The sequence below is a fragment of the Amorphus suaedae genome (assembly GCF_053629675.1).
In genome coordinates, this window is record NZ_JBRJIT010000001.1 from 1051216 (window position 1) to 1076462 (window position 25247).

Annotated in this window: 23 protein-coding genes; 8 read left to right on the forward strand and 15 right to left on the reverse strand. The window is 68.2% G+C overall.

Going from position 1 to position 25247, the window contains the following annotated elements:
- The first annotated feature begins 823 nt into the window (after positions 1–823).
- Together AB7M35_RS04725 and AB7M35_RS04730 are read left to right on the forward strand one after the other, a co-directional pair.
- On the forward strand, positions 824–3349 hold the full coding sequence (locus AB7M35_RS04725) for a bifunctional diguanylate cyclase/phosphodiesterase (protein WP_453957672.1): 2526 nt from the start codon (positions 824–826) through the stop codon (positions 3347–3349).
- A gap of 271 nt (positions 3350–3620) precedes the next feature.
- Entirely contained in the window at positions 3621–5372 is a 1752-nt protein-coding gene (locus AB7M35_RS04730) for a sensor domain-containing diguanylate cyclase (RefSeq protein WP_453957673.1), read from the forward strand.
- A gap of 83 nt (positions 5373–5455) precedes the next feature.
- Here the strand turns inward: AB7M35_RS04730 and AB7M35_RS04735 are convergent, their stop codons facing one another.
- Positions 5456–6382: a polysaccharide deacetylase family protein gene (locus tag AB7M35_RS04735; protein ID WP_453957675.1), complete on the reverse strand. Its 927-nt coding sequence runs from the start codon at positions 6380–6382 to the stop codon at positions 5456–5458.
- A gap of 82 nt (positions 6383–6464) precedes the next feature.
- Entirely contained in the window at positions 6465–7601 is a 1137-nt protein-coding gene (locus tag AB7M35_RS04740) for an FAD-dependent monooxygenase (RefSeq protein WP_453957676.1), read from the reverse strand.
- Between the two features lie 451 nt (positions 7602–8052).
- Here AB7M35_RS04740 and AB7M35_RS04745 point away from each other — a divergent pair, with 451 nt between their 5' ends.
- The 5 genes from AB7M35_RS04745 (at position 8053) to AB7M35_RS04765 (ending at position 12518) form a co-directional block, all read left to right on the forward strand.
- Positions 8053–9015: an ABC transporter substrate-binding protein gene (locus AB7M35_RS04745; protein ID WP_453957678.1), complete on the forward strand. Its 963-nt coding sequence runs from the start codon at positions 8053–8055 to the stop codon at positions 9013–9015.
- A gap of 89 nt (positions 9016–9104) precedes the next feature.
- Positions 9105–9875, forward strand: a complete 771-nt coding sequence (locus AB7M35_RS04750; RefSeq protein ID WP_453957679.1) for an ABC transporter ATP-binding protein — start codon at positions 9105–9107, stop codon at positions 9873–9875.
- Positions 9872–10627 (forward strand): ABC transporter permease, encoded by a 756-nt coding sequence (locus AB7M35_RS04755; protein WP_453957681.1) that lies wholly within the window; start codon positions 9872–9874, stop codon positions 10625–10627. The genes AB7M35_RS04750 and AB7M35_RS04755 overlap by 4 nt, the downstream gene beginning before the upstream one ends.
- A 51-nt stretch (positions 10628–10678) precedes the next feature.
- A complete protein-coding gene (locus AB7M35_RS04760) occupies positions 10679–11314 on the forward strand; it encodes a MarR family winged helix-turn-helix transcriptional regulator (RefSeq protein ID WP_453957682.1) in 636 nt (211 codons plus the stop codon).
- 40 nt (positions 11315–11354) lie between these two features.
- Positions 11355–12518: a M20 aminoacylase family protein gene (locus AB7M35_RS04765; protein ID WP_453957683.1), complete on the forward strand. Its 1164-nt coding sequence runs from the start codon at positions 11355–11357 to the stop codon at positions 12516–12518.
- Positions 12519–12592: 74 nt separating this feature from the next.
- On the opposite strand, the gene mscL is transcribed toward AB7M35_RS04765, so the two are convergent.
- The 11 genes from mscL to paaX all read right to left on the reverse strand — a co-directional run bounded on the left by mscL (position 12593) and on the right by paaX (position 22583).
- A complete protein-coding gene (gene mscL / locus AB7M35_RS04770; protein WP_453957684.1) occupies positions 12593–13033 on the reverse strand; it encodes a large conductance mechanosensitive channel protein MscL in 441 nt (146 codons plus the stop codon).
- A 111-nt stretch (positions 13034–13144) separates the two neighbouring features.
- Positions 13145–13786 carry a VC0807 family protein gene (locus tag AB7M35_RS04775; RefSeq protein WP_453957685.1) on the reverse strand — a complete coding sequence of 214 codons (642 nt, stop codon included), beginning with the start codon at positions 13784–13786 and terminating at the stop codon, positions 13145–13147.
- 263 nt (positions 13787–14049) lie between these two features.
- Positions 14050–14760 carry a glutathione S-transferase N-terminal domain-containing protein gene (locus AB7M35_RS04780; protein ID WP_453957686.1) on the reverse strand — a complete coding sequence of 237 codons (711 nt, stop codon included), beginning with the start codon at positions 14758–14760 and terminating at the stop codon, positions 14050–14052.
- A gap of 373 nt (positions 14761–15133) precedes the next feature.
- Positions 15134–16300 (reverse strand): DegT/DnrJ/EryC1/StrS family aminotransferase, encoded by a 1167-nt coding sequence (locus AB7M35_RS04785; RefSeq protein ID WP_453957687.1) that lies wholly within the window; start codon positions 16298–16300, stop codon positions 15134–15136.
- A gap of 167 nt (positions 16301–16467) precedes the next feature.
- Positions 16468–17478 (reverse strand): Gfo/Idh/MocA family protein, encoded by a 1011-nt coding sequence (locus AB7M35_RS04790; RefSeq protein ID WP_453957688.1) that lies wholly within the window; start codon positions 17476–17478, stop codon positions 16468–16470.
- 89 nt (positions 17479–17567) lie between these two features.
- Positions 17568–18650 carry a 1,2-phenylacetyl-CoA epoxidase subunit PaaE gene (gene paaE, locus AB7M35_RS04795; RefSeq protein WP_453957689.1) on the reverse strand — a complete coding sequence of 361 codons (1083 nt, stop codon included), beginning with the start codon at positions 18648–18650 and terminating at the stop codon, positions 17568–17570.
- A gap of 113 nt (positions 18651–18763) precedes the next feature.
- Positions 18764–19261 carry a 1,2-phenylacetyl-CoA epoxidase subunit PaaD gene (gene paaD, locus AB7M35_RS04800; protein WP_453957691.1) on the reverse strand — a complete coding sequence of 166 codons (498 nt, stop codon included), beginning with the start codon at positions 19259–19261 and terminating at the stop codon, positions 18764–18766.
- A gap of 31 nt (positions 19262–19292) precedes the next feature.
- Complete coding sequence (paaC, locus tag AB7M35_RS04805; RefSeq protein WP_453957693.1) at positions 19293–20066, reverse strand: 1,2-phenylacetyl-CoA epoxidase subunit PaaC; 774 nt, start codon at positions 20064–20066, stop codon at positions 19293–19295.
- A 53-nt stretch (positions 20067–20119) separates the two neighbouring features.
- Positions 20120–20407, reverse strand: coding sequence for a 1,2-phenylacetyl-CoA epoxidase subunit PaaB (gene paaB, locus AB7M35_RS04810; protein WP_453957695.1), 288 nt, complete (start codon positions 20405–20407; stop codon positions 20120–20122).
- 79 nt (positions 20408–20486) lie between these two features.
- Positions 20487–21497 (reverse strand): 1,2-phenylacetyl-CoA epoxidase subunit PaaA, encoded by a 1011-nt coding sequence (gene paaA, locus AB7M35_RS04815; protein ID WP_453957697.1) that lies wholly within the window; start codon positions 21495–21497, stop codon positions 20487–20489.
- A 150-nt stretch (positions 21498–21647) separates the two neighbouring features.
- Entirely contained in the window at positions 21648–22583 is a 936-nt protein-coding gene (paaX, locus tag AB7M35_RS04820; protein ID WP_453957699.1) for a phenylacetic acid degradation operon negative regulatory protein PaaX, read from the reverse strand.
- Positions 22584–22677: 94 nt separating this feature from the next.
- Between paaX and AB7M35_RS04825 the strand changes: the two genes are divergently transcribed.
- Entirely contained in the window at positions 22678–23631 is a 954-nt protein-coding gene (locus AB7M35_RS04825; protein ID WP_453957701.1) for a carbohydrate kinase family protein, read from the forward strand.
- 9 nt (positions 23632–23640) lie between these two features.
- Here the strand turns inward: AB7M35_RS04825 and smpB are convergent, their stop codons facing one another.
- The gene (gene smpB / locus AB7M35_RS04830; protein ID WP_453957703.1) at positions 23641–24123 is read right to left on the reverse strand and encodes an SsrA-binding protein SmpB; all 483 of its coding nucleotides are present in this window, start codon (positions 24121–24123) and stop codon (positions 23641–23643) included.
- A 127-nt stretch (positions 24124–24250) separates the two neighbouring features.
- The gene (dapA, locus tag AB7M35_RS04835) at positions 24251–25126 is read right to left on the reverse strand and encodes a 4-hydroxy-tetrahydrodipicolinate synthase (RefSeq protein WP_453957704.1); all 876 of its coding nucleotides are present in this window, start codon (positions 25124–25126) and stop codon (positions 24251–24253) included.
- Positions 25127–25247: the final 121 nt, after the last annotated feature.

Sequence of the window (25247 nt, forward strand, 5' to 3'; positions counted from 1 at the left end):
TCATCACCGCCCTGTCGCCGCGGATCTTCAAGGTGGCGCCGAGTTCGCGCGCCAGTCGCTGGCCTAGATGCGGGAAGCTCTCTCCCTCGGCCGACCAATGGTCGCGCGCGATGCCGGCGAGGCTTTCAGAGACGCTGACACCGCTCAGGCCCGCCAGGCCGGCGGCCTTGTCCAAGTATTCCTGCAGCGTCGCGTCGTCGAGACCTCGGGCAAGGTTACCTGTTAGGAAGGCCGATGCCTGCAAGCGATGTGGCCGGCTATCTGGCATCGCCCGAGAGGCTTCGGGGCTGAGGGGATTTGAGCGACCCTTCCGTCGTGCGTGGTCCCAACCTCAACCTATTGAGGCCGGACCGTGAACCGGCTGGCTCGGCACAGCTGGGGGTCCAGATCGCGCTTCCGACCGGGTTCACAGCACTGTTCGCGACCGCACGCCTCTTCGGTCCCGAGCATCCTCAGCGCGTTGTCGAAGCGCCGGAGGCTCTCGACGCTCTGCCAGATGACGTTTCCGGCGGGTTGCCGTGGAATCGGCCCGGCCGTTCCGGAGGGAGCGGCCGCGGGTCCCAGGGGGCTCGGCGAAAGTCGGGCGCCCTCGCCCATGCAAGCCTCGCGCAAGCTTCGCTTCCGAAAAGACCGGAAGCAGAGTATCAGCGTGCCTCCCGTGAGCGGGTGGTCTCCGCCGTCGGCCGCCGCCGCTGAAATATCTGGCCCACTTACCAATTGGCGTGTGATGGTTGGCTAGACACGTTCTAATCAACACAGACAGGCAGAGATCATGCCGCCCAGGCCTGGCGTATTTTCCCGGATAGGTGGCCGGCTTGCGCTCGTGGGTGCCGGCCTCCTCGCCTTCACGATCGCTGTCGTTTTCGCCGCCCTCTTTGAGATCTCGATCTCCCTGGACAGGGAAGCCGTCGAGCGGACGACGAAGGCCGTCGAAACGGCCCTGATGACCCGCCAGGCGACGCTTGAGCGCACCATCGTGGATTACGGCGCCTGGGGCGCGGCGTACGAGAACCTCAGCGCCACGACCAACCAGGACTGGGCCTTCACGCGCGGGAATCTCGGCGGCAGCCTCTATTCGGATTTCAAGATCAACGGGGTGCTGGTCGTGGATCCGGCGGGCCGGACGACCTACGCGCTCGTCGATGGACAGCCCGCGGACGTCACCTTGGAGTCCGTCCTTGGCCAGACCGGGATCGAGCTCGTGGAACGCGCGCGGTCGGCGCCGGAGAACGAGACCGTTCCCGTCTCCAGCTATGTCTCGGTCGGCACGGGCAACCAGCTGGTTGCCGCCGCGGCCTTCTCGACCGCAGACGACTCGCAGGTCGAACCGTTGCCCGGCGCCGCGTCCGTCCTCGTCTTCGTCGACTCGCTGAACGCCGCGAAGCTTCTCGAGCTGGGCGACCAGTTCGCCGTCCCCGCGCTTCGCGCCGCGTCCCTACCCACCTCCGACGTGCACCTGACCGTGCCGAGCCTCACGGGGGAGCCGGTCGCGTTCGCCTGGACCCCGCCGCGGCCGGGCATGGATCTCCTGACCGCCGTCCTGCCGTGGCTCGCGGCAGGAACGGTGCTGCTGGCCCTCACCACCTTCCTCGCCTATCGCCACGCGATGATCGCGGCGCGGGCCATCGACGAGGGACGCAAGAGCCTGTTCGAAAGCGAGGCCCGCTTTCGCGACATCGCGGAGGCGGCGTCGGACTGGATGTGGGAGACCGATTCGGAGCTCCGGACCACCTACCTTTCGGATCGGTTCTCCATCATCACCGGCCGCGACAGGCGCGAACTCTTCGGCCAGCCGCTCGGCGATTTCCTGCTCGCGGACCTAGAGGAAATTTCCGCGCTGTGGAAGCAGGCCGCGCCGGGAAAGCTGCCCGACCTGGTCTGCACCTATCTGGACAGCGCCGGCCTGAGCCGGCTGGGCCGCATCTGCGGCAAGCCCGTCCTTACCCAGGAGGGTGTCATCTCGGGCTACCGCGGAACCGTCACCGACATCACCGACGAGATGGCCGCCCTCAACGAGATCGATCGCCTTGCCCGCCACGACCTGGTCACCGGCCTGGCCAACCGGCCGATGCTGGAAGACTACGTCAGCAGCCTGGTCGACGCCGTCCGGCCGCAGCCGTCCGCCCTGATCTGCCTCGACCTGGACGACTTCAAGTCGGTCAACGAAAGCAAGGGTTACTCGGCCGGAGACATGACGCTGGCGGCGTTCGCGGACCGGCTTCAGACGATCCTGCCCCCCAAGGCGTTCCTGGCCCGCCTGGGCGGCGACAAGTTCGCCGTGGCGCTCAGCGTCAATGACGAGCTCCACGTGTCCGGATGGTGCGAAACGTTCCTGTCCGCGCTCGAGATCCCCCTCGACCTCGATGGGGATACGCTTCGACTGGGGGCGACGGCCGGCATCGCCCTTTTCCCGAAGGATGCGACGTCGACCGGCGATCTCCTTCGGAAGGCGGATATCGCCCTGGTCGAGGCGAAGCGCCGGCGGCGCGGCAGCTACTGCTTCTTTTCCGAAGATCTCGATCAGGCCGCGACCGAACGGGCTCAGCTGCGTTCCGACCTCCGCACGGCCATGGCGGAGAACCAGTTCGTCCTTCACTACCAGCCGCAGTTCGACGCGCGGTCGCTGAAACCCACCAGCGTCGAGGCGCTCATCCGGTGGAACCACCCGGTCCACGGACTGGTGCTGCCCTCCGTCTTCATCGGCGCTGCCGAGGAAAGCGGCATCATCGACGCCATCGGCGCCTGGGCGCTGGAAACCGCATGCCGCGAGATCGAACCGCTGAACGATCTCCGGGTCGCGGTCAACGTCTCCCCCGTCCAGATCCGGCACCAGGAGGCCTTTTCGGCAACGGTGTCCCATGTGCTGCAGCAGAGCGGGCTGGAGCCGAGCAGGCTTGAGCTGGAACTGACCGAATATGCGCTCATGGAGGAGATCGCCGAAAGCCGCGAGCTGTTCGACGAACTGAAGGCCAGAGGGATACGCCTCGCCCTGGACGATTTCGGCACCGGCTACTCCTCGCTCGGAAACCTCCGCGGGTTCCCGTTCGACAAGATCAAGCTCGACCAGTCCTTCGTGAGGGAATCGGAAGACTCCGCGAGCGCCAGGTCGATCGTGGAAGCGGTGCTCCGGATCGGACACGCGCTCGGCATGTCGGTCACGGCCGAAGGCGTGGAGACCGAAGAGCAGTGTCGGGCGCTGGCCGCCGGCGGGTTCGACGAGATCCAGGGCTATCTTCTCGCCAAGCCCATGCCCCTGTCCGCGCTGAAGGACTTCATCGAGTCCGGACAACGGGCCAATCTCGGGCAAGCCGCACCTCCCATCCCGGAAGCCGGGTCCCGCTCCGGGTGAGGCGGACAAAGCTGATCGGGAGCGCGGTGCCGCATCGACGTCGATTGCATCTGCAAGCTTGTCGCAAGCATGCCGACCGACTATGCGGGGACCCGAAGTGGATCCCCGGCGGCCTCTCGTCCGATCCCCCGATGAATGCGAGCGCACGCTGCGCGCTGGCGAGCCGGATTGACGCAAAAGTGCAGCAAAGCGATCGCGACCACGCCTCCTCGAAGCCGCGCGCCGGCGTCGGCGAGCGTCTCGACGCCGCCTCGGTCCGCGTTGCCCCCGCATGCTGATGATCGACACCATCGTCAATCCGTTCCGGGTGCTGCGCAACAGGCTGAGCCTGCGCGAGCAGATGGCGCTGTTCACGGCCACCCTGTGCCTGGCCGCGGTGATGCTGGCGGCCACCTGGTCGGCGAGCGTGGCCCGTCAGGTGGCGATCGAAAGCGGCCAGCACGAGCTTGTCCAACTGGCGGAGACACTGGCCGAGCGGCTCGATCAGCACATGTTCGAGCGGTATCGCGAGATCGGCAACATCGCTGGACTGCAGGTGCTGCGGCCGATCTGGACGAGCCGCCCGGAAGAGGCGCGGAGCGTCCTGCAGGACCTGCAGCACACGGTGCCGGACTATGCCTGGATCGGCCTTGCGACGCCCGACGGGGTCGTCAAGGTCGCAACCGGCGGACTGCTGGAGGGGGTATCGGTCGCCGAGCGGCCCTGGTTCATCGAGGGTCTGAAGGGGATCACGGTTCAGGACGTCCACGACGCCAAGCTGCTCGATTCCTATCTCCGCAAGTCGCCCGAGGAAGAGCCGTTTCGCTTCGTCGACGTTGCGGTGCCGGTCTTGGCGCCCGACGGGACGCTCGCCGGCGTGGTCGGCGCCCATCTGAGCTGGCGGTGGGCGCAGGACGTGCAGGCGTCGATCCTGACCCGCGCCGGGGTGGCCGACACCACCGACCTGCGGGTCCTGTCGCGGGACGGCCGCGTGCTGATCGGACCGGGTGACCAGTCCGAGCGGACCGTCGCGCTCATCGAGGCGGTGCGGACGCAGAGCCCGGTCGTCATCGAGAACCCCGGCGATCCGATCATCACCGCGCTGGCGACCACCGCCGGACAGGGCAGCTACCCGGGCCTCGGCTGGGTCGTCGCCGCCCAGCGTCCGCGGGCGGTGGTGGAGGCGCCGGCCAACGCGCTCGGCCTGAAGATCATGATCGCCGGCATCGGCATCTCCATCGCAGCCGGACTGCTGGCCTGGTTCCTGGCCGGCACGGTCACGAAGCCGCTGGCGAAGCTGTCGCGCAACGTCGATCTGGTGGGCCGGGAGCCGACGGTCACGATCATCGGGCGGCAGAACGGCTCGCGCGACATCGTGCAGCTGTCGTCGTCGATCCGCTCCCTGTTGCGCCGGATCGGCACGGCGGAGGCCAGGAGCGCGAGCGCCCACGACGAGGTCAACGACCTGCGCCGCGAGGCGGAGGCGCGCCAGGCCGCGGTGGAACAGGCGACCCGCATTCTCGACGGCGACCTGCAGACGCTGCGGAAGCTCGCGGACACGGATCCCCTCACCGGCCTGCTCAACCGCCGCGCCTTCCTGTTCGCCGCCAACGAGGCGATGGACTACTGGAAGCGCTATCGCCGCAACATCGGCGTGCTGCTGTTCGACATCGACCACTTCAAGCAGGTCAACGACACCTTCGGACACGCGGCCGGCGACGAGGTGATCCGCCGGGTGGGCGAGGTCACGCTGACGCACATGCGCGACACCGACAAGGTCGCCCGCTTCGGCGGCGACGAGTTCGTCGTCCTGCTGCGCGAGATCGGGGAGCTCGACGTCGAGGCGTTGGCCAATCGCATCCGCGCCGAAATCGCCGCCATCCGGTTCGACACCATCGATCCCGAGATGTCGGTGGCCGTCAGCATCGGCGCGGCGCTCGCCGAGGACACCGACCGCGACATCGACGACACCATCCAGCGCGCCGACAAGGCTCTCTACGAAGCCAAGGCCGGTGGCCGCGACCAGGTCGTCCTGGCGGCCTGAGGCCGCCATCGACTTTCCGGCCACGTCCGACACCGGGTTCGACATCCTGCGGCGGGCGAGCGCGTGAGCGGGACGGGAGCGCGCTAGCCTTCCGGCGGGAACGTCGTGCGCCAGTGGCGGGCGATGTCGATGCCGCGGCAGAACCAGACGCCGTCGAAGCCGCGCATGTGCTCCAGCAGCCGGATGAGCCCGACGGCGCGGCCCGGGCGGCCGATCAGCCGGTCGTGCAGGCCGATGGAGAGCAGCTTGGGCGAACCCTGCTCGCCCTCGCGGTAGAGCAGGTCGAAGGCGTCGCGTATGTAGTGGAAGAAGTCGTCGGCGGTCGAGAAGCCGCTGTTCTCGTTGAAGCGGTTGTCGTTGGTCTCGTAGGAATACGGGATGACCAGATGCGGGCCGGCCGGCATGCGGACCCAGTACGGCAGCTCGTCGGCCAGCGAATCCCGGTCGTAGAGGAACCCGCCCTCCTCCGCCACGAGCCGCCGCGTGTTGGGGCCGGGCCGGCCCGTCATCCACCCGAGCGGCCGTTCGCCGAGCAGGCGTGTCAGGCCCTCGACGGCCAGCCGGACGTGCTCCCGCTCGAGGTCCTCCGGCACCTCCACGTAGTCGATCCATCGGTAGCCGTGGCTGACCACCTCGTGTCCGTCGCGGACGAAGGCGCGGGCGAGCGCCGGGTTCTGCTCCAGCGCGCGCACCACGCCGAGCACGCTGATCTTGATGTCGTGTTCGCGGAAGATCTCCAGCACCCGCCAGACGCCGCGCCGCGCTCCGTACTCGAACAGCGACTCCACCAGCGGCACCCGCTTGCCGGTCTTGGTCTCCACGCCGATGTCGTTGAGCATTCCCTCCGAGATGGGATCGCCGTTGGCGAGGCTCGCCTCGCCGCCGCCCTCGACGTTGAGGTTGAAGTTGACCGCGATGCGGGCGCCGCCCGGCCAGGCGGGATCGGGCAGCGTTTCGCCGTAGCCGACGAGGTCGCGCTCGATCATCGGGTCAGGGGGCAGAAGGGGCATCGCTGATGGACCTTGGATCTTGAGCGGAGGGAAGTGCCGGCCGGTAGCACGACCGGGAGCGGCCCCCCGACCGGAAACGGCGCTAGGCGGCGACGGGCTGAGCGAGTTCGGCGGTGCACGGGTCGTAGCAGAAGAACCAGTCGACCTCGGTCGGGCCGTGCATCCAGGTGTTGTCGATGGAGATCTGCTGCACCTCCCCGACCCGCGGGATGCGGGTTGCCTCGTAGACCGCGAAGGCGGTCCGCGGGTCGTCGAAGCCCGCGATGCAGCGGTCGAGAATGGCCGCGTCCTCGATGGCCATGGCCCCGCCGGCCGCCATGTAGGGCCGCATCGCATGGCATGCGTCGCCCAGGAGCACAATCCGCCCGTCGCTCCAGCGGTCGTTGCGGGGGCGGTCGCAGATCGGCCAGACGGTGACGTTCGAGGCCTTCTCGATCACGCTGACGAGGTCGGAATGAAAGTGGCCGAAGGTGTCGAGAAAGTCGTCCCGGGTGCCCTGGACGACGCCCTGGTCCAGGTCCCAGTCGGGCGCCGGCGTCGACCCCATCACGTAGACCTCGTCGCGGCGCTTGGTCATGTAATAGGTCAGGATGTGCCGGTCGGGGCCCCACCATTTGGTGCAGTCGCGGATCGCCAGGCCGTCCATCTGCGCGCTCGGGAACACCGCGCGCGGCGCGATTCGGCCGGTGTAGCGCGGCGGCTCGGCGCCGAACAGCGCCTCGCGGACCCGGGAGTCGATGCCGTCGGCGCCGATCACCAGATCGGCCTCCGCCGTGGCGCCGTTCTCGAAGCGCAGGCGGAGCGCGTCGCCGCGCGTCTCGATGCCGGCAAGCTGGTGGCCGAACAGCAGCGAGCCGGGCCGGAGCGGCTCCTGCAGCACGTCGTGCAGGTCGGCGCGGTGGATGTTCAAGTAGGGCGCCCCGTAGCGCTGCTCAGAGGCCGCGTCGAACTCGATCTCGTAGGTGGTCTCGCCGGTCTCCCAGTCCCGGCTCACATAGGCGTCCGGCTTGATGCCCCGGCCGACGAGCCCCGGCTCCAGCCCGAGCCGCTGCAGCACCTTGACGGGGTTGGCGCTCAGGATGATGCCGGCGCCGATGCGCGAGAAGGTCTCCGCCTGTTCGTAGACGGTGACGGCATAGCCGCGCCGCTGGAGGAGGCCGGCCACGCTCAGACCGCCAAGCCCGCCGCCCACGACCGCGATTCTGGTTCCGAGATCCATTGCTCGACCTTCTGACTGCAGGAACGACACCGGTGCGGCGCAGAACAAGCCGCCGCACCCGGCCCGCCTGGAACCGGCGGGCACCGTCAAACCAAATCGTTCGATAGCGAATGAATAACGGTATTCAGGCGGGATCGACCGTGTCAAGCGACGGCGACCCGAAACCGGCCAGGCCCAACTGATACCGCCGCATCTGCATCAAAATTGACCAGTCAGCCGACCGATTAGGCAGGAGAAGCGGTCAATCTGCCTATCATTTGCGAGGCCGCCGCGTTGACCCTCAACCGGGGCGCCCATAGGCTCATTTCATTCGATAGCGAACGATATTCCGGACCCTGCCCGGACAGCTCGGAGCGGGAGGGTACCGGCGGTTCGGGGGATGGATGCCCCTGACGGCCCCACGCATCGACCTTCTTCGCAGGACCAGCGCCTTCAGCAATCGAGGTAGACCATGAACATCCTGAAGCATGCCGCCCTTGCCGGGCTGATCGTCGGCGCCGCGCAGTCGGCGCAGGCCGAGGACGTGAACTTCATCACCGACTTCGGCTTCAACGGCCGCCACGCCTATTATTACGTCGCGCTGGACAAGGGCTACTACAAGGACGAAGGCCTCGACGTGACGATCCTGCGCGGACAGGGATCGGCCGACGCCATCAAGAAGGTGGCCTCCGGCGCCGCCGACATCGGGTTCGCCGACGCCGGCTCCCTGATCCTGGCGCGCGGCAATGACGGCGTTCCGGTTAAGCTGGTCTCCATCGTCTACGCCTCCCCGCCGCAGGCACTCTACGCGCTCGCCGACAGCGGCATCACCAGCCCCAAGGACCTGGAGGGCAAGACGGTCGCCGACACCGCGTCGAGCTCGATCCGGCTGCTCTTCCCGGCCTACGCCAAGGCCGCCGGCATCGATCCCGACAAGGTCGAGTGGGTGGCGGCGGAAAGCGGCTCCCTGCCCTCGCTGCTGTCCAACGGCCGCGTCGACGCCATCGGCCAGTTCATCGTCGGCGAGCCGCTGCTGGCCGCCACCGCCGCGCCGAAGAAGCTGGCGCGCCTTGCCTACAAGGATGCCGGCCTCGACTATTACGGCAACGGCATCATCGCCACCGAAGAGACGATCGAGACGGACCCGGAGATGGTGAAGGCGTTCGTGCGCGCCACCATCAAGGGCATGAAGGACGCCTTCGCCGACCCCGAGGAGGCGGCGGAAATCCTGGCCAAGTACCAGAAGCAGATCGCGCCGGAAGTCGGCAAGGGCGAGACGGAGGCCGTCGCCGAGCTCGCCCAGGTGCCCGGCCAGCCGCTCGGCAAGATCGATCCGGCCCGGGTCGAGAGCACGGTGGAGGTGATCTCCGAGAATTTCCAGCTCAACAACCCGGTCGAGGCGAAGGACGTCTACGCCCCCGGCTTCGTCGAGTGAGCCTCGATCCATCCACGGGCACCCGCCCGCCTGTCGCCCCGGCATCCGGCCGGGGCGGCTTTCCTGCAAGCGAAGGCACCTGCCCTGCCATGATCGACCTCAAGGGCGTCACCAAGACCTACGGCGCCGACAGCAAGGCCGTCCACGCGCTCGGCCCGATCGACCTCACCATCGAGACCAGCAGCTTCGTGTCGGTCGTCGGACCGTCGGGCTGCGGCAAGTCCACCCTGCTGCGGCTGATCGCCGGCCTGGAAGCGCCGAGCGCCGGCACCATGACGCGGGCGGGAGCGCCGCTCGACGGCCCGTCCCGCGACGTCGGCATCGTGTTCCAGGACCATGTGCTGTTCCCGTGGGCGACCGTGCTGGAGAACGTGCTGCTGCCGGCCGACGTCTTCGGCATGGCGAAGGACGAGGCGCGCGAGCGCGCCTTCCGGCTGCTGGAGCTGACCGGCCTGAAGGAATTCGCCCACCACAAGCCGCAGATGCTGTCCGGCGGGATGAAGCAGCGCGCCGCGTTCTGCCGGGCGATGCTGTCCGATCCGCAGCTGCTGCTTCTCGACGAGCCGTTCGGCGCCCTCGACGCACTGACCCGCGAGGAGCTGTCGCTGGAGCTCTCCCGCCTCTGGCAGGAGCTCGCGCGCACCGCCCTCCTGATCACCCACGACATCGGCGAGGCGATCCTGCTCGGCGACCGGGTGATCGTCATGTCGGCGCGGCCGGGCGTCATCCGCGCCGACATCGAGGTGGATCTGCCCCGCCCGCGCACCATCGAGACCGAAAACCACCCACGCTTTCAGGAAATCATGCAGACGGTGAGAGCCATGTTCTTCGGCAAGGACCGGCGGCAGGCGGGCTCGTGAGCACGTCCTCCCGCATCGCCGACCGGGCGACCACTCCCCTCATCTACATCGCGCTGCTGGCCCTGTGGGAGATCGGCGTGCAGGCCTTCGACGTGCCGACCTGGATCCTGCCGGCGCCCAGCGAGATCTGGAGCGCGGCCGTCCTGTGGGCGCCCGAGCTCGCCTTCAACACCATCGTGACGCTGCGGGAGACCGTGGTCGGCTTCGTGCTCGCCCTGGTGCTGTCGGTGCCGCTTGCGATGATCATCGCCTTCAGCGCGCGCGCCCGGCGCGTAATCTATCCGCTGGTCCTGGCGCTGCAGTCGGTCCCGAAGGTGGCGATCGCGCCGCTGGTGACGCTCTGGTTCGGCATCAACGAATGGCCGAAGATCGTCATCGTCGTGCTGGTCTGCTTCTTCCCGATCCTGGTGAACGTGGTGGCGGGGCTGGAATCGGCCCCGAAGGGCATGCTCGACCTGATGCGCTCGCTGCGCGCCTCCGAGATCATGATCTTCCGCCGGCTGCGCATGCCCTACGCGCTGCCCCATCTCTTCACCGGCTGCAAGGTGGCGATCACCTTCGCCATCATCGGCGCGGTCATCGGCGAGTTCGTTGCCGCCCAGGAAGGGCTCGGCTACCTCATCCTGATGTCCACGTCCCAGTCGCAGACGCCGCTTGCCTTCGCGGCGATCATTGTCCTCACCCTGATGGGCGTCGTGCTATTTGGCGCCATCGAGCTGGTGCAGCGCAGGGTCGTGGGCTGGACCACGTGAGGACCGGCGGGCGGATGCGCAACGCCGCCGGAGCGAGCGAGGGAAACCGTCATGGCAGCTGAAGACCGCCCGGACCAGAATGGACACGGGACGACGGCGGCGGCCGAGGGACCGGCCCGCCGCCCACGCCGGCGGTCGGCGGAAACCCGCGCGGCGCGTGAGCAGGTCGACGAGATCTTCCGGCAGTGGCAGACGGCGCGGCCGGACATCGACCCCACCCCGGTGCGCATCTACGGGCTGATCGGTCAGATCCACCTGCAGGCGACGGCGTTCATCGACGACGTGCTGGCGCCCTACGGGCTGGCGCGCGGAACCTACGACGTCCTGACGGCGCTGAGGCGCGCAGGCGCCCCCTATTGCCTCACCCCCAAGGTGCTGTCCCGGCATCTCCTCCTGAGCGGTGCCGGATTGACGAGCCGGCTGAACCGGCTCGAAGATCTCCACTTCGTCGCCCGCCTGCCCGAGCCGTCGGACCGGCGCACCGTCCGCATCCAGCTGACGGCCGCCGGCGAGGACGTCATCAACGAGGTCATTCCGATCGTCTTCGCCGCCCAGGCCCAGCGCCTCGAACCGCTGGGCGAGGATGGCCGGCAGGCGCTGATGGAGCAGCTCAACGCATTCGCCGATGCGATCGCCATGCTCGGGGCCAAGCCGTCCGGCCCCGAGGCCGACCCCGATACCGACTGAGCGCCCGCCGCGCCGCGCACAGCCCACGAAGGACCCGGACATGACCGTCATTTCCCGCATCTCCGACTTCACCGACGATCTCGTCGCCATCCGCCACGACCTGCATGCCCATCCCGAGATCGGCTTTGAGGAAACGCGCACCTCGGCCATCGTAGCGGAGCGCCTTGCGGCCTGGGGCATCGAGACCCACACGGGGATCGGCGGCACCGGGGTGGTCGGCATCCTGCAGGGGCGCCATCCGGGAAACCGCCGGATCGGCCTGCGCGCCGACATGGACGCGCTGCCGATGGACGAGCAGACCGGCCTGCCGTTCAGCTCGACCAATCCCGGCCGGTTCCACGGTTGCGGACATGACGGCCACACGACGATGCTGCTGGGCGCGGCGCGCTATCTGGCCGAGACGCGGGATTTCTCCGGCACGGCGGTGTTCATCTTCCAGCCGGCCGAGGAAGGGCTGGGCGGCGCCCGGGCGATGATCGCCGACGGGCTGTTCGACCGCTTCGCGTGCGACGAGGTCTACGGGCTGCACAACGCGCCCGACCTGCCGCCGGGCCAGGTCTCGGTGTTTCCCGGCAAGGCGATGGCCGGGGCGTCGTTCTTCGACATCCGCATCCGGGCCCGCGGCAGCCATGCGGCACGCCCGCACGATGCGAAGGACCCCGTGGTCGTCGCGACCGCACTCGCCCAGAGCCTGCAGAGCATCGTCAGCCGGAACGTCGACCCGCTGAAGGCCGCGGTCCTCTCCATCACCAAAATCATGGCGGGAACGGCCTACAACGTCATCCCCGAGGAAGCCCTGCTTGCCGGCACGATCCGCTACTTCGACGATGCCGTCGGCGACCTCGTGCGGGGCCGGCTTGCCCGGATGTGCGAGGGCTTCGCCCTGAGCTTCGACGTGGCGATCGAGGTGGACGTCCGGGACGTGTTCACGGTGCTGGAGAACCACCCGGACGAGACCGACGCGCTGGCCGAGGCCATCGGCGACGTGGTCGGCACGGACGGTGTCGACACCACGCCGCGGCCGGTCATGGGCAGCGAGGACTTCGCCGACATGCTGCGGATGGTGCCCGGCGCCTACTGCTGGGTCGGCCACGCCGGCGACGTGCCCCTGCACAATCCGGCGTTCATCCTGGACGACGGCATCCTGCCCGTTGGCGCCTCGATCCTCGCCCGCGTCATCGAGCGGCGGCTGGCGGCCGGCTAACCCGGGGCACATCGGCCGGCGGTGTGCCCCTGACGGGCGCGATCAGGAGGCCTTGCCCGTCCAGAGGCGACCGGCTACGGAGCCGGGCGCGACTTCAGCTGGTCGCGGATATCGATGAGAACGTCGAGCTGCGACGGGCCGGTCTTCACCGACGGCTCGACGTCGTTGGGACGTTCCGCCTCGGCGCGGATGCGGTTCACCGCCTTGACCAGCATGAAGACGACGAACGCGATGATCAGGAAGTTGATGCAGGCCGTCAGGAACGCGCCGTAGGCGAAGATCGCCGCGCCGCTTTCGCGGGCCGCCTCGAGGCTGGAGCCCGCCGGCACGTCGCCGGACAGGACGACGTACATCGACGTGAAATCTATGCCGCCGATGATCAGTCCGATCACCGGGTTGATCAGGTCGTTCACCAGGCTCTGCACGATCGCTGTGAACGCGGCGCCAATGATGATGCCGACGGCAAGGTCCATGACGTTGCCCTTGGCAATAAAGTCCCGAAACTCCCTGATCATGTCCTCGTCCCTTCCCTGCGAATCCGCCCTTCTTCCGGCGACCGATCATCTCACGCGCAGAACCGCGCGTACATCGAGCCGTTCGCAACGACCGACCTTCGGAAGTCCCATTCAGGGGTGGGTGGACGTCGCGGCGTCGCCCGGGGGCGTGCCTACGCCCCGCTCCGCCATGATCGGGCCGATCACGCGGCGCCCGTAGCGCCAGCTCCACGCCGTCATCAGCCCGAACACGGCGATCCACATGGTCTCGCTGACCGGCAGGAAGACCTCCAGGGGCAGCAGCGGAATGAGGATCAGCCGGACGATTGCCTCGACGAAGAGCGCGATCGTCCAGGCCAACGTGAGCGTGCGCATCGCCCGGCGGTAGCGCGGCTCGATCTCCCACAGCACCTCGCCCTCGCTCCGCGCCTCGGCGCTGTCGGAGGTGGCGATGTAATAGACCAGCGGGCGCTTCAGCATGAGGGAGACGCCGAAGACGAGGCCGACGATCCCGGTGATCAGCGAGCCCTTGGCAAGGAGCAGCACCGGATCGTCGAGAACGAACGATCCGAGGATCGACGCACCGGTCGCCGCCAGGACGATGATGCCGATCGCCTGTACACGCTGCTCGGCGAGCGCCGTCACGATGATCGAGGCAACCGGAAACAGCGCGCCGATCGCCAGCGCCATCACCGTCGACAGGCCGAAATAATGGGACAGCACCAGATAGGTGCCGTAGGGGAGCGCCACGTTGACGATGAGCTCTTTCTTCACGCGGTCCGCCCCGAATCTGGCTGCCGTTGGAAGGCGATCAGGTCAACGGACCGACGCGTCTGCATCCGAAGTCGCCCGCCGCCCTGTTGACCTCCAGTCGCATTTACACGACGCCCGGGCATCACCCGTCAACCGGCGCGATGGCGGCCCTTGCCGGGCAGGCAGCGGCCTGCCGCTCGACGGAGCCCACAGGCGCGCGACATGAAAACGGCGCCGAACCCGAAGGTCCGGCGCCGTCTGGATCAGGCAGATCTCCGGGAATGTCAGCGCGCGCGCTGGCCGAACAGAACGGACTGGGCGTTCTTGTCGGAGGCGAGCTGCATCTTCTCGCGCTCCTCCTTGCCGACGAGGACGGCCTTGGCCACCGCCGGACGTTCCATCATCGCATCGAACCAGCGCTTCACGTTGGGGAACTCGTCGATCTCGATGTGCTGGTTCTTCCACGAGCGCGCCCAGCCGACGATCGCCATATCGGCGATCGAGTATTCGTCGGCGACGAAATCGCGCCCCTCGAGGCGCTTGTTGAGCACGCCGTAGAGGCGATGCGTCTCGTCCTGGTAGCGCTTGATGGCGTAGGGAATCTTCTCCGGGGCGTAGTTGGAGAAGTGGTGGTTCTGGCCGAGCATCGGGCCGAAGCCGCCCATCTGCCACATCAGCCATTCCTCCACGGCAACACGCTTGCGCTCGTCGGCCGGGTAGAACTTCCCGAACTTGCGGCCGAGATACATGAGGATCGCCGCCGATTCGAAGATCGAGATCGGCTTGCCGTCCGGCCCTTCCGGATCGACCATGGCGGGCATCCGGTTGTTCGGCGAGATCGCCAGGAATTCCGGCTTGAACTGGTCGCCGGCTCCGATGTTGACGAAGTTGACGTTGTAGGGAACGCCCAGCTCCTCGAGCATGATGGTGATCTTCCAGCCGTTCGGCGTCGGCCAGTAGTAGAGCTCGAGCGGGGCGGTCTGAGTGGCAGCCATGGGGGACGTCTCCGGTCCGTTGCGCGCTTCCTGGAACCGAGCCTGCAGCATTTCCCGTCCGGACCATAGCGGTCCGGGTGGGAAAACGGCTCAAGACACGTGAACCCGAAGCCCGCTCCCGGCCGGCCGGCAGCGCCACCCGATCGGAAAAGGCCCCGGCGCCCGCCGCCGGCAAGACCGGTGGCGAGCGGCTCTGTCAGCCGGCCAGGGCGAAGCGCATGGGACGTGCGGCCGGCCAACGCTTGCCATCACACATAATCCCCCGCGCCGGCCGGCACAATCGCGTGCCACGGCACGGAATGGTGATCGCCAACGCAAATCGCCGCGCAGGCTGGCCCGCGCGGCGATTGCAGAGCACGTCGATCAGATTGGGTCAGGCGACGGCGGCGAGCAGGCGCTCGATCACGTAGTCGACCTCGTCGTCGGTGATGTCCGGGCCCATCGGCAGGCTGAGCACCTCGGACGCGAGGCGCTCCGACACCGGCAGGTCCTCGCGGCCCGTCAGGTACTTGGCGAAGGCCGGGTGCCGGTTGAGCGGAATGCGGTAGAACAGCGCCGTCGAGACGCCGTCGGCCTGGAGCGTCGCGCGCACGGCGTCGCGGTTCGGCAGCCGGACGGTATAAAGCGCCCAGGCGGAGCCGACCCCCTGCTCGTTCATCGGCGTGGCGACGGCATCGGCGAGCGCCGCGTTGTAGCGCTCGGCGACTTCCTGGCGGCGCGTAAGCTCGTCGGCGAACACCGAGAGCTTGGCCTGCAGGACCGCGGCCTGGATGGTGTCGAGGCGGCCGGTCATGCCGAGGCGAAGGGCCTCGTCGCCGTCGCCCTGACGGCCATGGGTGCGGATCTGGCTGACGGCCTCCGCCAGCTGGTCGTCCTCGGTGAAGACCGCGCCGCCGTCGCCGAAGGCACCCAGCGGCTTGGTCGGATAGAAGCTCGTGCACGAGATCGGCGCCAGCGCGCCGACCGAGGTCTCGCCGAGGCTGCCGCCGAAGCTCTGGGCGGCGTCGGCGACGACCTGAAGGTTGTGGCGGGCCGCGACCTCGGAAATCGCCGGATAGTCGGCCGGCCGGCCGTAGAGATCGACCGGCATGACCGCGAGCGGCCGCAGCATGCCGTCGGCGACGACCTGGCTCACCACGGCGTCGAGCGCCGCCGGGTTCATGTTGAAGGTCGCCTCGTCCACATCGACGAAGACCGGCGAGGCGCCGACCGAGGCGACGACGCCGGCGGTGGCGGAGAAGGTGAAGGCCGGCACGAAGACCGCGTCGCCCGGTCCTGCTCCCAGCGCCATCAGCGCCATGATGAGGGCGTCGCGGCCGGAGGAGACGGCGATGCAGTGGCGGGCGCCGGCGAAGCCGGCCAGTTCGCGCTCCAGCGCGTCGACCTCCGGGCCGAGGATGAACTGGCCATGGTCGAGCACCCGGGAAATGCGAGTGTCGATGTCCGCCCTCAGACGCGCCTGCTGGCGCTTCAGGTCGAACAGCGGCACGGAGCGGACCGGGGCAGACGCGGCGACGACAGCTTCACTGCTACGCAACAACCTATCCTCCTTCACAGGCCCAGACGCCGGATAATGCGAAAGGGCGCAAGAACACGGGGCTTCAGGCTCGGATCCGGCGCGACCATCGCGCCGTCCGGCCTGCTCTTGGCATTGGGTCCGGAGCCTTGTCCGGCCGCCCTGGTGATCCCACCCGGGCGACTGGGGCTCTAGAGAATCTCCGGCGCCGACCGGCCATCGACCGGCGGCGGGGTGTGGCCCGGCAGGGCGAAGCGGCCGAGACGTCCCTCGACGCTCTCCATCACGCCCTGGGCGATTTCGAGCGCCTCGCGTCCGACGCGGCCGTCGACCATCGGGCGTGCGCCTGTCCGCACGCAGTCCACGAAGTGGGCGATCTCGTTGGCGAGGCTGTCTTCGCGCTCGATCTCGTGGGCCTGGGTGCGCACGGCGGCGAGGCCGTCGGTCTTCAGGTCGCCGGTGCGGTCGAACTCGAAGATCGCCGACTGGCCGAAATCGCAGACCGTGTAGCGGTCCTGTTCGAAGACCCGGGTGATGCGCTCCACCTTCTCGCCGATCCGGTTGGCCGTCACGGTCGCGACGACGCCGTTGGCGAAGGTCAGGCGCGCATTGGCGATGTCGGAGGTCGGATTGACCACCGGTGTGCCGACCGCCTCGATGCTCTCGATGGGTGCGCCCGCCAGCCCCGCAACGATGTCGATGTCGTGGATCATCAGGTCCAGCACCACGTCGACGTCGTTGGCGCGCTCGCGCACCGGGCCGGTGCGCACGCTCTCGATGAAGAGCGGCTTGCGCACGCGCGCGGCCAGCGCGCGGTAGACCGCGGAAAACCGCTCGATATGCCCGACCTGCAGAACCAGGCCGCGCGCATCGGCGAGCGCGATCAGATCGTCGGCCTCCTCAAGCGTCGAGGTGATGGGCTTCTCGATCAGGCAGTGGATACCCGCGGACAGCAGCATGCGCGCCGTCCGGTGATGGTACGGCGTCGGCACCGCGATCGAGACCATGTCGACGCGGCCGACGAGGTCGGCGGGATCGGTGAAGACCTCGCAGCCATGCTCGTCGGCGATCGCCTGCGCACGGGTGCGATCGGCGTCTACGACGGCGGCCAGGGTCACATCAGGGTTGAGCGCATAATGGCGAGCGTGGAAGCGGCCGAAGTAGCCGACGCCCACGACGCCGGCGCGTAGGGGACTAACCATGGTGCGGTGCCTAACACAGGCTTTCGCGGACGGGGAGAGGGCAGCCCGTCCGGCCCGCCCCGCTTTCGCCGCCTTCTCGCCACGTTCGCTCACATGGCGTCGTAGTCGAGCACCACCTTCGGCGTCGTCGGGTGCGACTGGCAGGTCAGCACGAAACCCGCCTCAAGCTCCCAAGGCTCTAGAGAATAATTGAGATCCATCGTCACCGAGCCTTCCAGAACCTTGGCCCGGCAGGTGCAGCACATGCCGCCCTTGCACGAATATGGGAGGTCCAGACCTGCCCGAATTGCGGCATCAATTATCGTTTCACCGTCTTTCACCGACAGCGTGGTGGTGGTTCCGTCGACGATGACGTCGGCGGAGGCCGATTCGGCCGTGTCCTCGACCGGCGTCTTGCGGACCGGCGGCGCGGACGTGATCTCGCTGCCGGCCGGCGTGAACAGCTCCACATGCAGCTTGTCTTCCGGCACGTGCATGTCGGCGAGGACCTTGCGCGCGCCCTCGATCATCAGCCCCGGGCCGCACACCAGGAAATGGTCGACTTCGGCGGCCGGCATGACGTGGGTGAGGAACGCCCTCACCTTCTCCGGGTCCAGGCGGCCGGAAAGGATCGGCACGTCCTGCGCCTCGCCGGACAGCACGTGGACCACCGACAGGCGGTCCAGGAAGCGGTCCTTCAGGTCCTCGATCTCGTCCTTGAACAGGATGCTCTGGGCGGAGCGGTTGCCGTAGAACAGGAAGAAGCGGCTCTTCGGCTCGCGGGCGAGGATGGTCTTGATCTGCGCCATGATCGGCGTGATGCCCGAGCCGGCGGCAATCGCCACGTAGACTTTCGACTGGGACGGATCGACCGGCACCACAAAGCGGCCCATGGGCGTCATCACGTCGAGGTTGGTGCCGGCGGCGAGACCGTCGTTGGCGAACGTGGAGAACGTCCCGCCATCGACCTTCTTCACCGCGACGCGGATCTCGCCGTCGTCGACACCGGAGCAGATCGAATAGGATCGGCGCACTTCCGCGCCGTCGATGTCGGTCTTGAGCGTCAGGTACTGGCCCGGCTCGTAGTGGTAGGCGTCCTGGAGATCGGACGGAACGTCGAACGCGATCGACACCGCGTCGGGGGTTTCGCGGCGGACGTCCTTGACGGTCAGCGTGTGGAAGCGAGGCGACATTCCCGGTTTCTCCCCTGCCCGCGGCGCACGTCGGAGCGCGCGGATCTCGATCTGTTGTCAGCGCAAGGCCGGACGGAAGCCTGTTCCGGCCCGTCCCGGGCCTCAGCGAAGCCTCAGTGGCACTTGAAGTAGTCGAACGGTTCGCCGCAGCTGGTGCAGCGCCACAGCGCCTTGCAGGCGGTGGAGCCGAACTCGGCGAGCCGCTCGGTCTCATGCGACCCGCAGCGCGGGCACGCGACCTCGTCCTCGCCGAACAGCGCGTGGCGGCCGGTCTGCCCGGACGGCGGCGCGATGCCGTAGTCCTTCAGCTTCGCCCGGCCCTCGTCGGTCAGCCAGTCGGTGGTCCAGGCCGGCGACAGCACGGTGTTGACCTTCACGTCGGAGAAGCCGGCGTTGCGCAACGCGACATCGACGTTGATCGCGATCATGTTCATCGCCGGGCAGCCCGAATAGGTGGGCGTGATGTCGGCGACGACGGCACCCTCGCCGTCGACGCGAACGCCGCGCAGGACGCCGAGATCGGCGATCGTCAGCACCGGAATCTCCGGATCGGTCACCGTCGAGGCGGCGCCCCAGGCGCGGCGCTCGAGCTCCGTGCGATCGGCAGTCATCGGTCCGCTCGCCATGTCGCGGCCTCCCGCCCTACCAGCTCGCGCCCGGATAGGCGCGCTGCAGGAACTGCAGGTCGGCCAGGATGAGGCCCAGATGCTCGGAATGACGGCCGCCGCGGCCGCCCGTCTGCATCCATCCGCCCGCAGGCCGGGTGAGGCCGGCCTCGGCGAAGACCGCATCGATGGCGGCCTCCCATTCGGCCTTGAGGGCCGCCGGATCGACCGCGATGCCGCGCTCGATCAGCGCCCGGTCGGCGTCGTCGACCTCGAACATCTCGCCCGTGTACATCCACAGGTCCTCGAGCGCCGAGGCGATCTTCTCGTGGCTTTCGTCGGTGCCGTCGCCCAGGCGGATCACCCATTCGGCCGAGTGGCGGACGTGGTAGGCGACCTCCTTCTCGGCCTTGGCGGCGATCGCGGCCAGCGTTTCGTCCTTGGAGCCCATCAGCTTGCGCCAGTAGGGCAGCATGAACGCCGAATAGAGGAACTGCCGCATGATGGTGACGGCGAAATCGCCGTTCGGCTGCTCCACCAGCAGCACGTTGCGGAAGCCCTCGGCGTCGCGCAGGTAGGCAAACTGGTCCTCGTCGCGCCCCTTGCCCTCCGCCTCGCTGGCGTAGGCATAGAGCGCGCGCGCCTGGCCGATGAGGTCGAGCGCGACGTTGGTCAGCGCGATGTCCTCCTCCAGCATCGGCGCATGGCCGCACCATTCGGAGATGCGGTGGCCAAGCACCAGCGCGTTGTCCGCGAGCCGCAGGGTGTAGAGGACGAGCGGCGAGGCGTCGTCGATATGAAGGGTGGTCATCGTGGTCTCCTCCCCGCTTCCACCGTCTTCGACGCGGTGCAAGCGGTCGTCCGTCACATGTTTCCGACTTCTTCCGGGATCTCGTAGAAGGTCGGGTGGCGGTAGATCTTGGAGCCGGTGGGCTCGAACAGCATGCCCTTGTCGTCCGGATCGGACGCGATGATCTCGGTGGACGGCACCACCCAGATCGACAGGCCCTCGCTGCGGCGCGTGTAGACGTCGCGGGCGGCCTGCAGCGCCATCTCGGCGTCGGCGGCGTGCACCGAACCGACGTGCCGGTGGGCCATGCCGTTGCGGGAGCGGATGAACACTTCCCAGAGCGGGATCTTCTTCTCAGCCATGACGATGTCTCCTGGGCGCCCTCGCTCGGGCTGCCCTTTCAGAACCAGTGAACGTGGCGGCGCGGACTGCCCCGGCCGATCAGGCCGCCTGCTTCTCGGTCGCTGCCGCAGCGGCGGCCTTGCGGGCGCGACGCTTGTCGCCATAGGCCATCGCGGCCTCGCGCACCCAGGCACCGTTGTCGTGGGCCGCGCGGCGCTGCTTGAGCCGCTGGCGATTGCACGGGCCGTTGCCGGCGACGACCTGCTGGAACTCCTCCCAGTCGATCTCGCCGATGTCCCAGTGACCGGTTTCCTCGTTGAACTTCAGCTCGGGATCCGGGATCTCGAGGCCGAGGAAGTGGGCCTGCGGCACCGTGGCGTCGATGAACTTCTGGCGCAGCTCGTCGTTGGTGAAGCGCTTGATCTTCCACGCCATCGACTTGCCCGAGTGGATCGACTCGCCGTCCGGCGGGCCGAACATCATCAGCGACGGCCACCACCAGCGGTTCAGCGCGTCCTGGGCCATTTCCTTCTGCTCGGGCGTGCCCTTGGCGAGCGAGATCATCAGCTCGTAGCCCTGGCGCTGATGGAAGCTCTCTTCCTTGCAGACGCGGATCATCGCGCGGGAATACGGGCCATAGGAGCAGCGACAGAGCGGGATCTGGTTCATGATCGCCGCGCCGTCCACCAGCCAGCCGACCGCGCCGATGTCGGCCCAGGTCAGCGTCGGATAGTTGAAGATGGACGAGTATTTGGCCTTGCCCGACAGCAGCTCCTCGACCATCTCCTCGCGGCTTTTGCCGAGCGTCTCGGCAGCGGCGTAGAGATAGAGGCCGTGGCCGCCCTCGTCCTGAACCTTGGCGAGCAGCGCGGCCTTGCGGCGCAGCGTCGGCGCGCGGGTGATCCAGTTGCCCTCCGGCAGCATCCCGACGATCTCGGAATGGGCGTGCTGGGCGATCTGGCGGGCCAGCGTCTTGCGGTACCCCTCCGGCATCCAGTCGTTCGGCTCGATCCGCTCCTCGTCGTCCACGCGCTTCTGGAAGCGGGCTTCCAGCGCGGCGTCGTCGGTGCCGGTCTCGATGTCGAGGTTGTTGAGTGCCTGGGTGTACATGCCAAAGACCTCCCTGACGGTTCCGCCTGCGGACGAGGGTCCACCATCGGCGTCCTATCTGGAACGATTATATGTGACAGAAAGCTCCTTCGTCAAGTCGTTTTCTGTCACATATTGCGGTGCAACAGACCTCCTCTTCCGCGTGCGACCCTAGCGCGCGGGTTCTGCGGACGGCTTCTTAAGATCCTGGAATCGCTTGTAGAAATCAGGTTCTGGCGGGGGCAGTGGACCGTCGACGCACTCGCCGTGCTGGTCGAGCCAGCGCTCCGAACCCTCCACCAGCCGGCGATAGATCCGTGCGGCAAGCGCCCGGGCGGCATGGCCGGGCCAGTCTTCCGGCAGGAGCGCACCGGGAAGCAGCGGGTCGCGCAGCACCAGGCGGCGGAATTCGTGGATGAGCAGGATGCGGGCGACCAGCCGGTCGAGGTCGGCGAGCGGCTCCCCCCGCTCCAGCGCCGCATCGAGCGCCGAGAAGACCTCGACGAAGCGCCGATAGCCGCTCGCCACCGCCTGCAGCTGGAACGCCTCGCCGGCCAGCACCTGGGCGTCGGCGGCACTGCCGGCGGCATCCATCCAGACGATGCCGGCGAAGGCGGGCGCGTTGCCGGAGAACAGGTCACCGTCCGCGGTCGCCGGAGCCAGGAACACGGTCGGCGACAGCTGGCCGAACCCGTGCCCCTTCAGCATGTCGCGCTGGGCGGTGCGGATCTCGCCGGAGGCGGTGAGGATCGCCAGACGCCAGTTGCCGGCCCAGTCGGGCGGCGCGGCGAAGTAGATCCGGCGGGTGGCGTCGGCGAAGGCCCGGCTCCCGCCGTCGGACAGCCGGTAGAAGCTCTTGCGGCCGATGCGGGTGCGCTCCAGCCAGCCCTCGCCGGCAAGCCGCGACATGGCGGTGCGCACCAGCCGGTCGTCGATGCCGATCGCCTCGACGATCCGCGACAGCGTGCCGAGCCACAGCTCGCCGCCGCGCGGCGCCACGGCATCCCCGTAGATGGTGATCATCAGCGACCAGGCACGGATCGGCGAGCGGGCGTGAAACGCCGCGATCAGCGGGGAAATCGCATTGGGGGTGTCGGTTGCGGCCATCAGTGCGGTCTATAGTCTCGCGACCTTCGCCGACGCAACGGCAACCGCATGTGCGGGTCGAAGGTCGGCTGAAAACGGAGCAAGCCTCGACGCCATGATCGTGACCTGCGGCGAAGCGGTGGTGGACTTCCTCCCCGAAACCGATCCCGAGGGGCAGCGGCTCTTCCGGCCGGTTCTCGGCGGCTCACTGTTCAACGTCGCACTCGGCCTCGGCCGGCTGGGCGTGCCCGCCGCCTATTTCTGGGAACTGTCGACGGATCCGTTCGGCGAATGGTTCGCCAGGGAGCTCGAGGCCGCCGGGGTGGCGCTGGACTGCCTCGCCCGTGGCCCCCGCCCCTCGCCGCTGGCCTTCGTGGACCTGTCCGGACCCGAGCCGCATTTCCAGATCGTCGATGCCGGCCGCATCATGAGCACGTTCGATCCAGCCGCCAGCGGCCGGCTTCCCGAAGGCGCCCGCGTGCTGCACACCGGCTCGGCCATCCTGTCGCTGGAGCCGGGCGGCGCGGCCATCGAGGCGTTCGTGAAGGCCGCCTCCGACGGCGTCTCGATCTCGCTGGACTTCAACGTGCGGCCGCCGAGCGTGTCGGACCTCGCCGCCTACCGGGCGCGTCTCGACCGGCTGGTCGCGGTCGCCACCATCGTCAAGGCGAGCGATGCGGATCTCGCCTTCCTGGAGCCCGGAACGCCGCCCGAGACCTTCCTCGAACGCTGGCGGACCGCCGGCGTCCCGCTCGGCATCGTGACGCTCGGAGGCGACGGCGTGATCGCGGCGACCCGGTCGCACCACCTGCGCCTGCCAGCGCCGCGCGTCGCCCTGAAGGATCCCGTCGGCGCCGGAGATGCGTTCATGACGGGACTGCTGGCACGGTTGTGGGAGATGGGCGCGGTGACCGCGGAGGGCCTCGCCGGCCTCGACAAAGCGAGCCTCGGTGCGGCACTGGAGACCGCGCAGGACGTGGCGGCCTATGTCTGCCGCCGCCCGGGCGCGGTGTTTCCGTGGCGCGCGGAGCTCGAGGCGGAACGGCGGGCGCTGTCCGGCGGCGGGTGATCGGGCGAATCAGCCCTTTTCGCGCAGCAGCCGGCCCTTCTCGCGGTTCCAGCTCCGCTCCTTCTCGGTCTCGCGCTTGTCGTGGGTCTTCTTGCCCCGACCCAGCCCCATGAGGACCTTGGCGAAGCCGCGCGCGTTGAAGAAGACGCGCAGCGGCACCAGCGACATGCCGTCCTTCTGCACGGCCCCGGCGAACTTGGCGATCTCGCGCTTGTGCAGCAGCAGCTTCCGCGGCCGGCGGGTCTCGTGATTGAACTGGTTCGCCTGCAGATATTCCGGGATGTAGGCGTTGTAGAGATACATCTCGCCACCGTACTCGGCGGCATAAGCCTCCGAGATGTTACTGCGCCCCTGGCGCAGCGACTTGACCTCGGTGCCCTGCAGCTGGATGCCGGCCTCGAAGGTCTCGGTGATTTCATAGTTGAAGCGCGCCTTGCGGTTTTCGGCCACAGGCTTCGTGCTCGGGTCGTGCCCCTTCTTCTTCGTATTCATGTCGACACTCCCGCGAACGGGGGCGCGCCCGCGCCCCCGGCAATCATTGAACACATCCCGTCGAAGGGAAACCGATACCGGCTCGCCGTCCGAAGGCGGCCGCCGGCGCTAAGGACGCCCGGACGCGCTAGACGATCCCGGCGTGGGCCATGGCCGCGTCGATCGCCTTGGCCGTCTGCGGCTCCACCGGCACGAGCGGCAGGCGGAGTTCGTTGGCGCAGCGTCCAAGCACCGAAAGAGCGTATTTGGTGCCGGTCGGGTTCGGTTCAAGGAACAGCGCCTGATGCAGCGGCATCAGCAGGTCCTGGAGCCGAAGCGCCTCCGCGTAGTCGCCGGCCAAGCACGCGGTCTGGAAGGCCGAACACAGCTTCGGCGCGACGTTCGCCGTCACCGAGATGCAGCCGGTGCCGCCGTGGGCGTTGAAGCCGAGCGCCGTCGCGTCCTCGCCGGAGAGCTGGATGAAGTCCGGCCCGCACGCCGCGCGCTGAAGGCTGGCCTTCGCCATGTTCGCGGTGGCGTCCTTCACGCCGACGATGTTGCGGCAGTCCTTGTAGAGCCGCGCCATGGTCTCCGGCGTCATGTCGATCACCGAGCGGCCGGGGATGTTGTAGATCAGGATCGGAATCCCGACGGCCGCGTCGATCGCCTTGAAGTGCGCGTAGAGCCCGGCCTGGTTCGGCTTGTTGTAGTAAGGGGTCACGACCAGCAGCGCGTCGGCGCCGGCCTTCTCCGCATACCGGGCAAGCTCGATCGCCTCGGCGGTGTTGTTGGACCCCGCCCCCGCGACCACGGGCACACGACCGGCCGCCGACTCGATGCAGAGGCTGACCACGCGCTTGTGCTCGGCGTGGGAGAGCGTCGGCGACTCACCGGTCGTGCCGACCGGCACGAGGCCATGGGTGCCCTCCGCGATCTGCCACTCGACCAGGTCCTGAAACGCTTTCTCGTCCACGGCTCCGTCCCGAACCGGTGTGATCAGCGCGACGATGGAACCTTGCAACATGGGGGCACCCTTGAGGTGTCTTCTGGGACGGGACCGGCGGATCGCCGGAAAGAGCCGGGAGAATAGTCGCGCGACCCTCCGCTCACAAGCACGCGATTGGGTCGATTTCGACCCGCGGTCT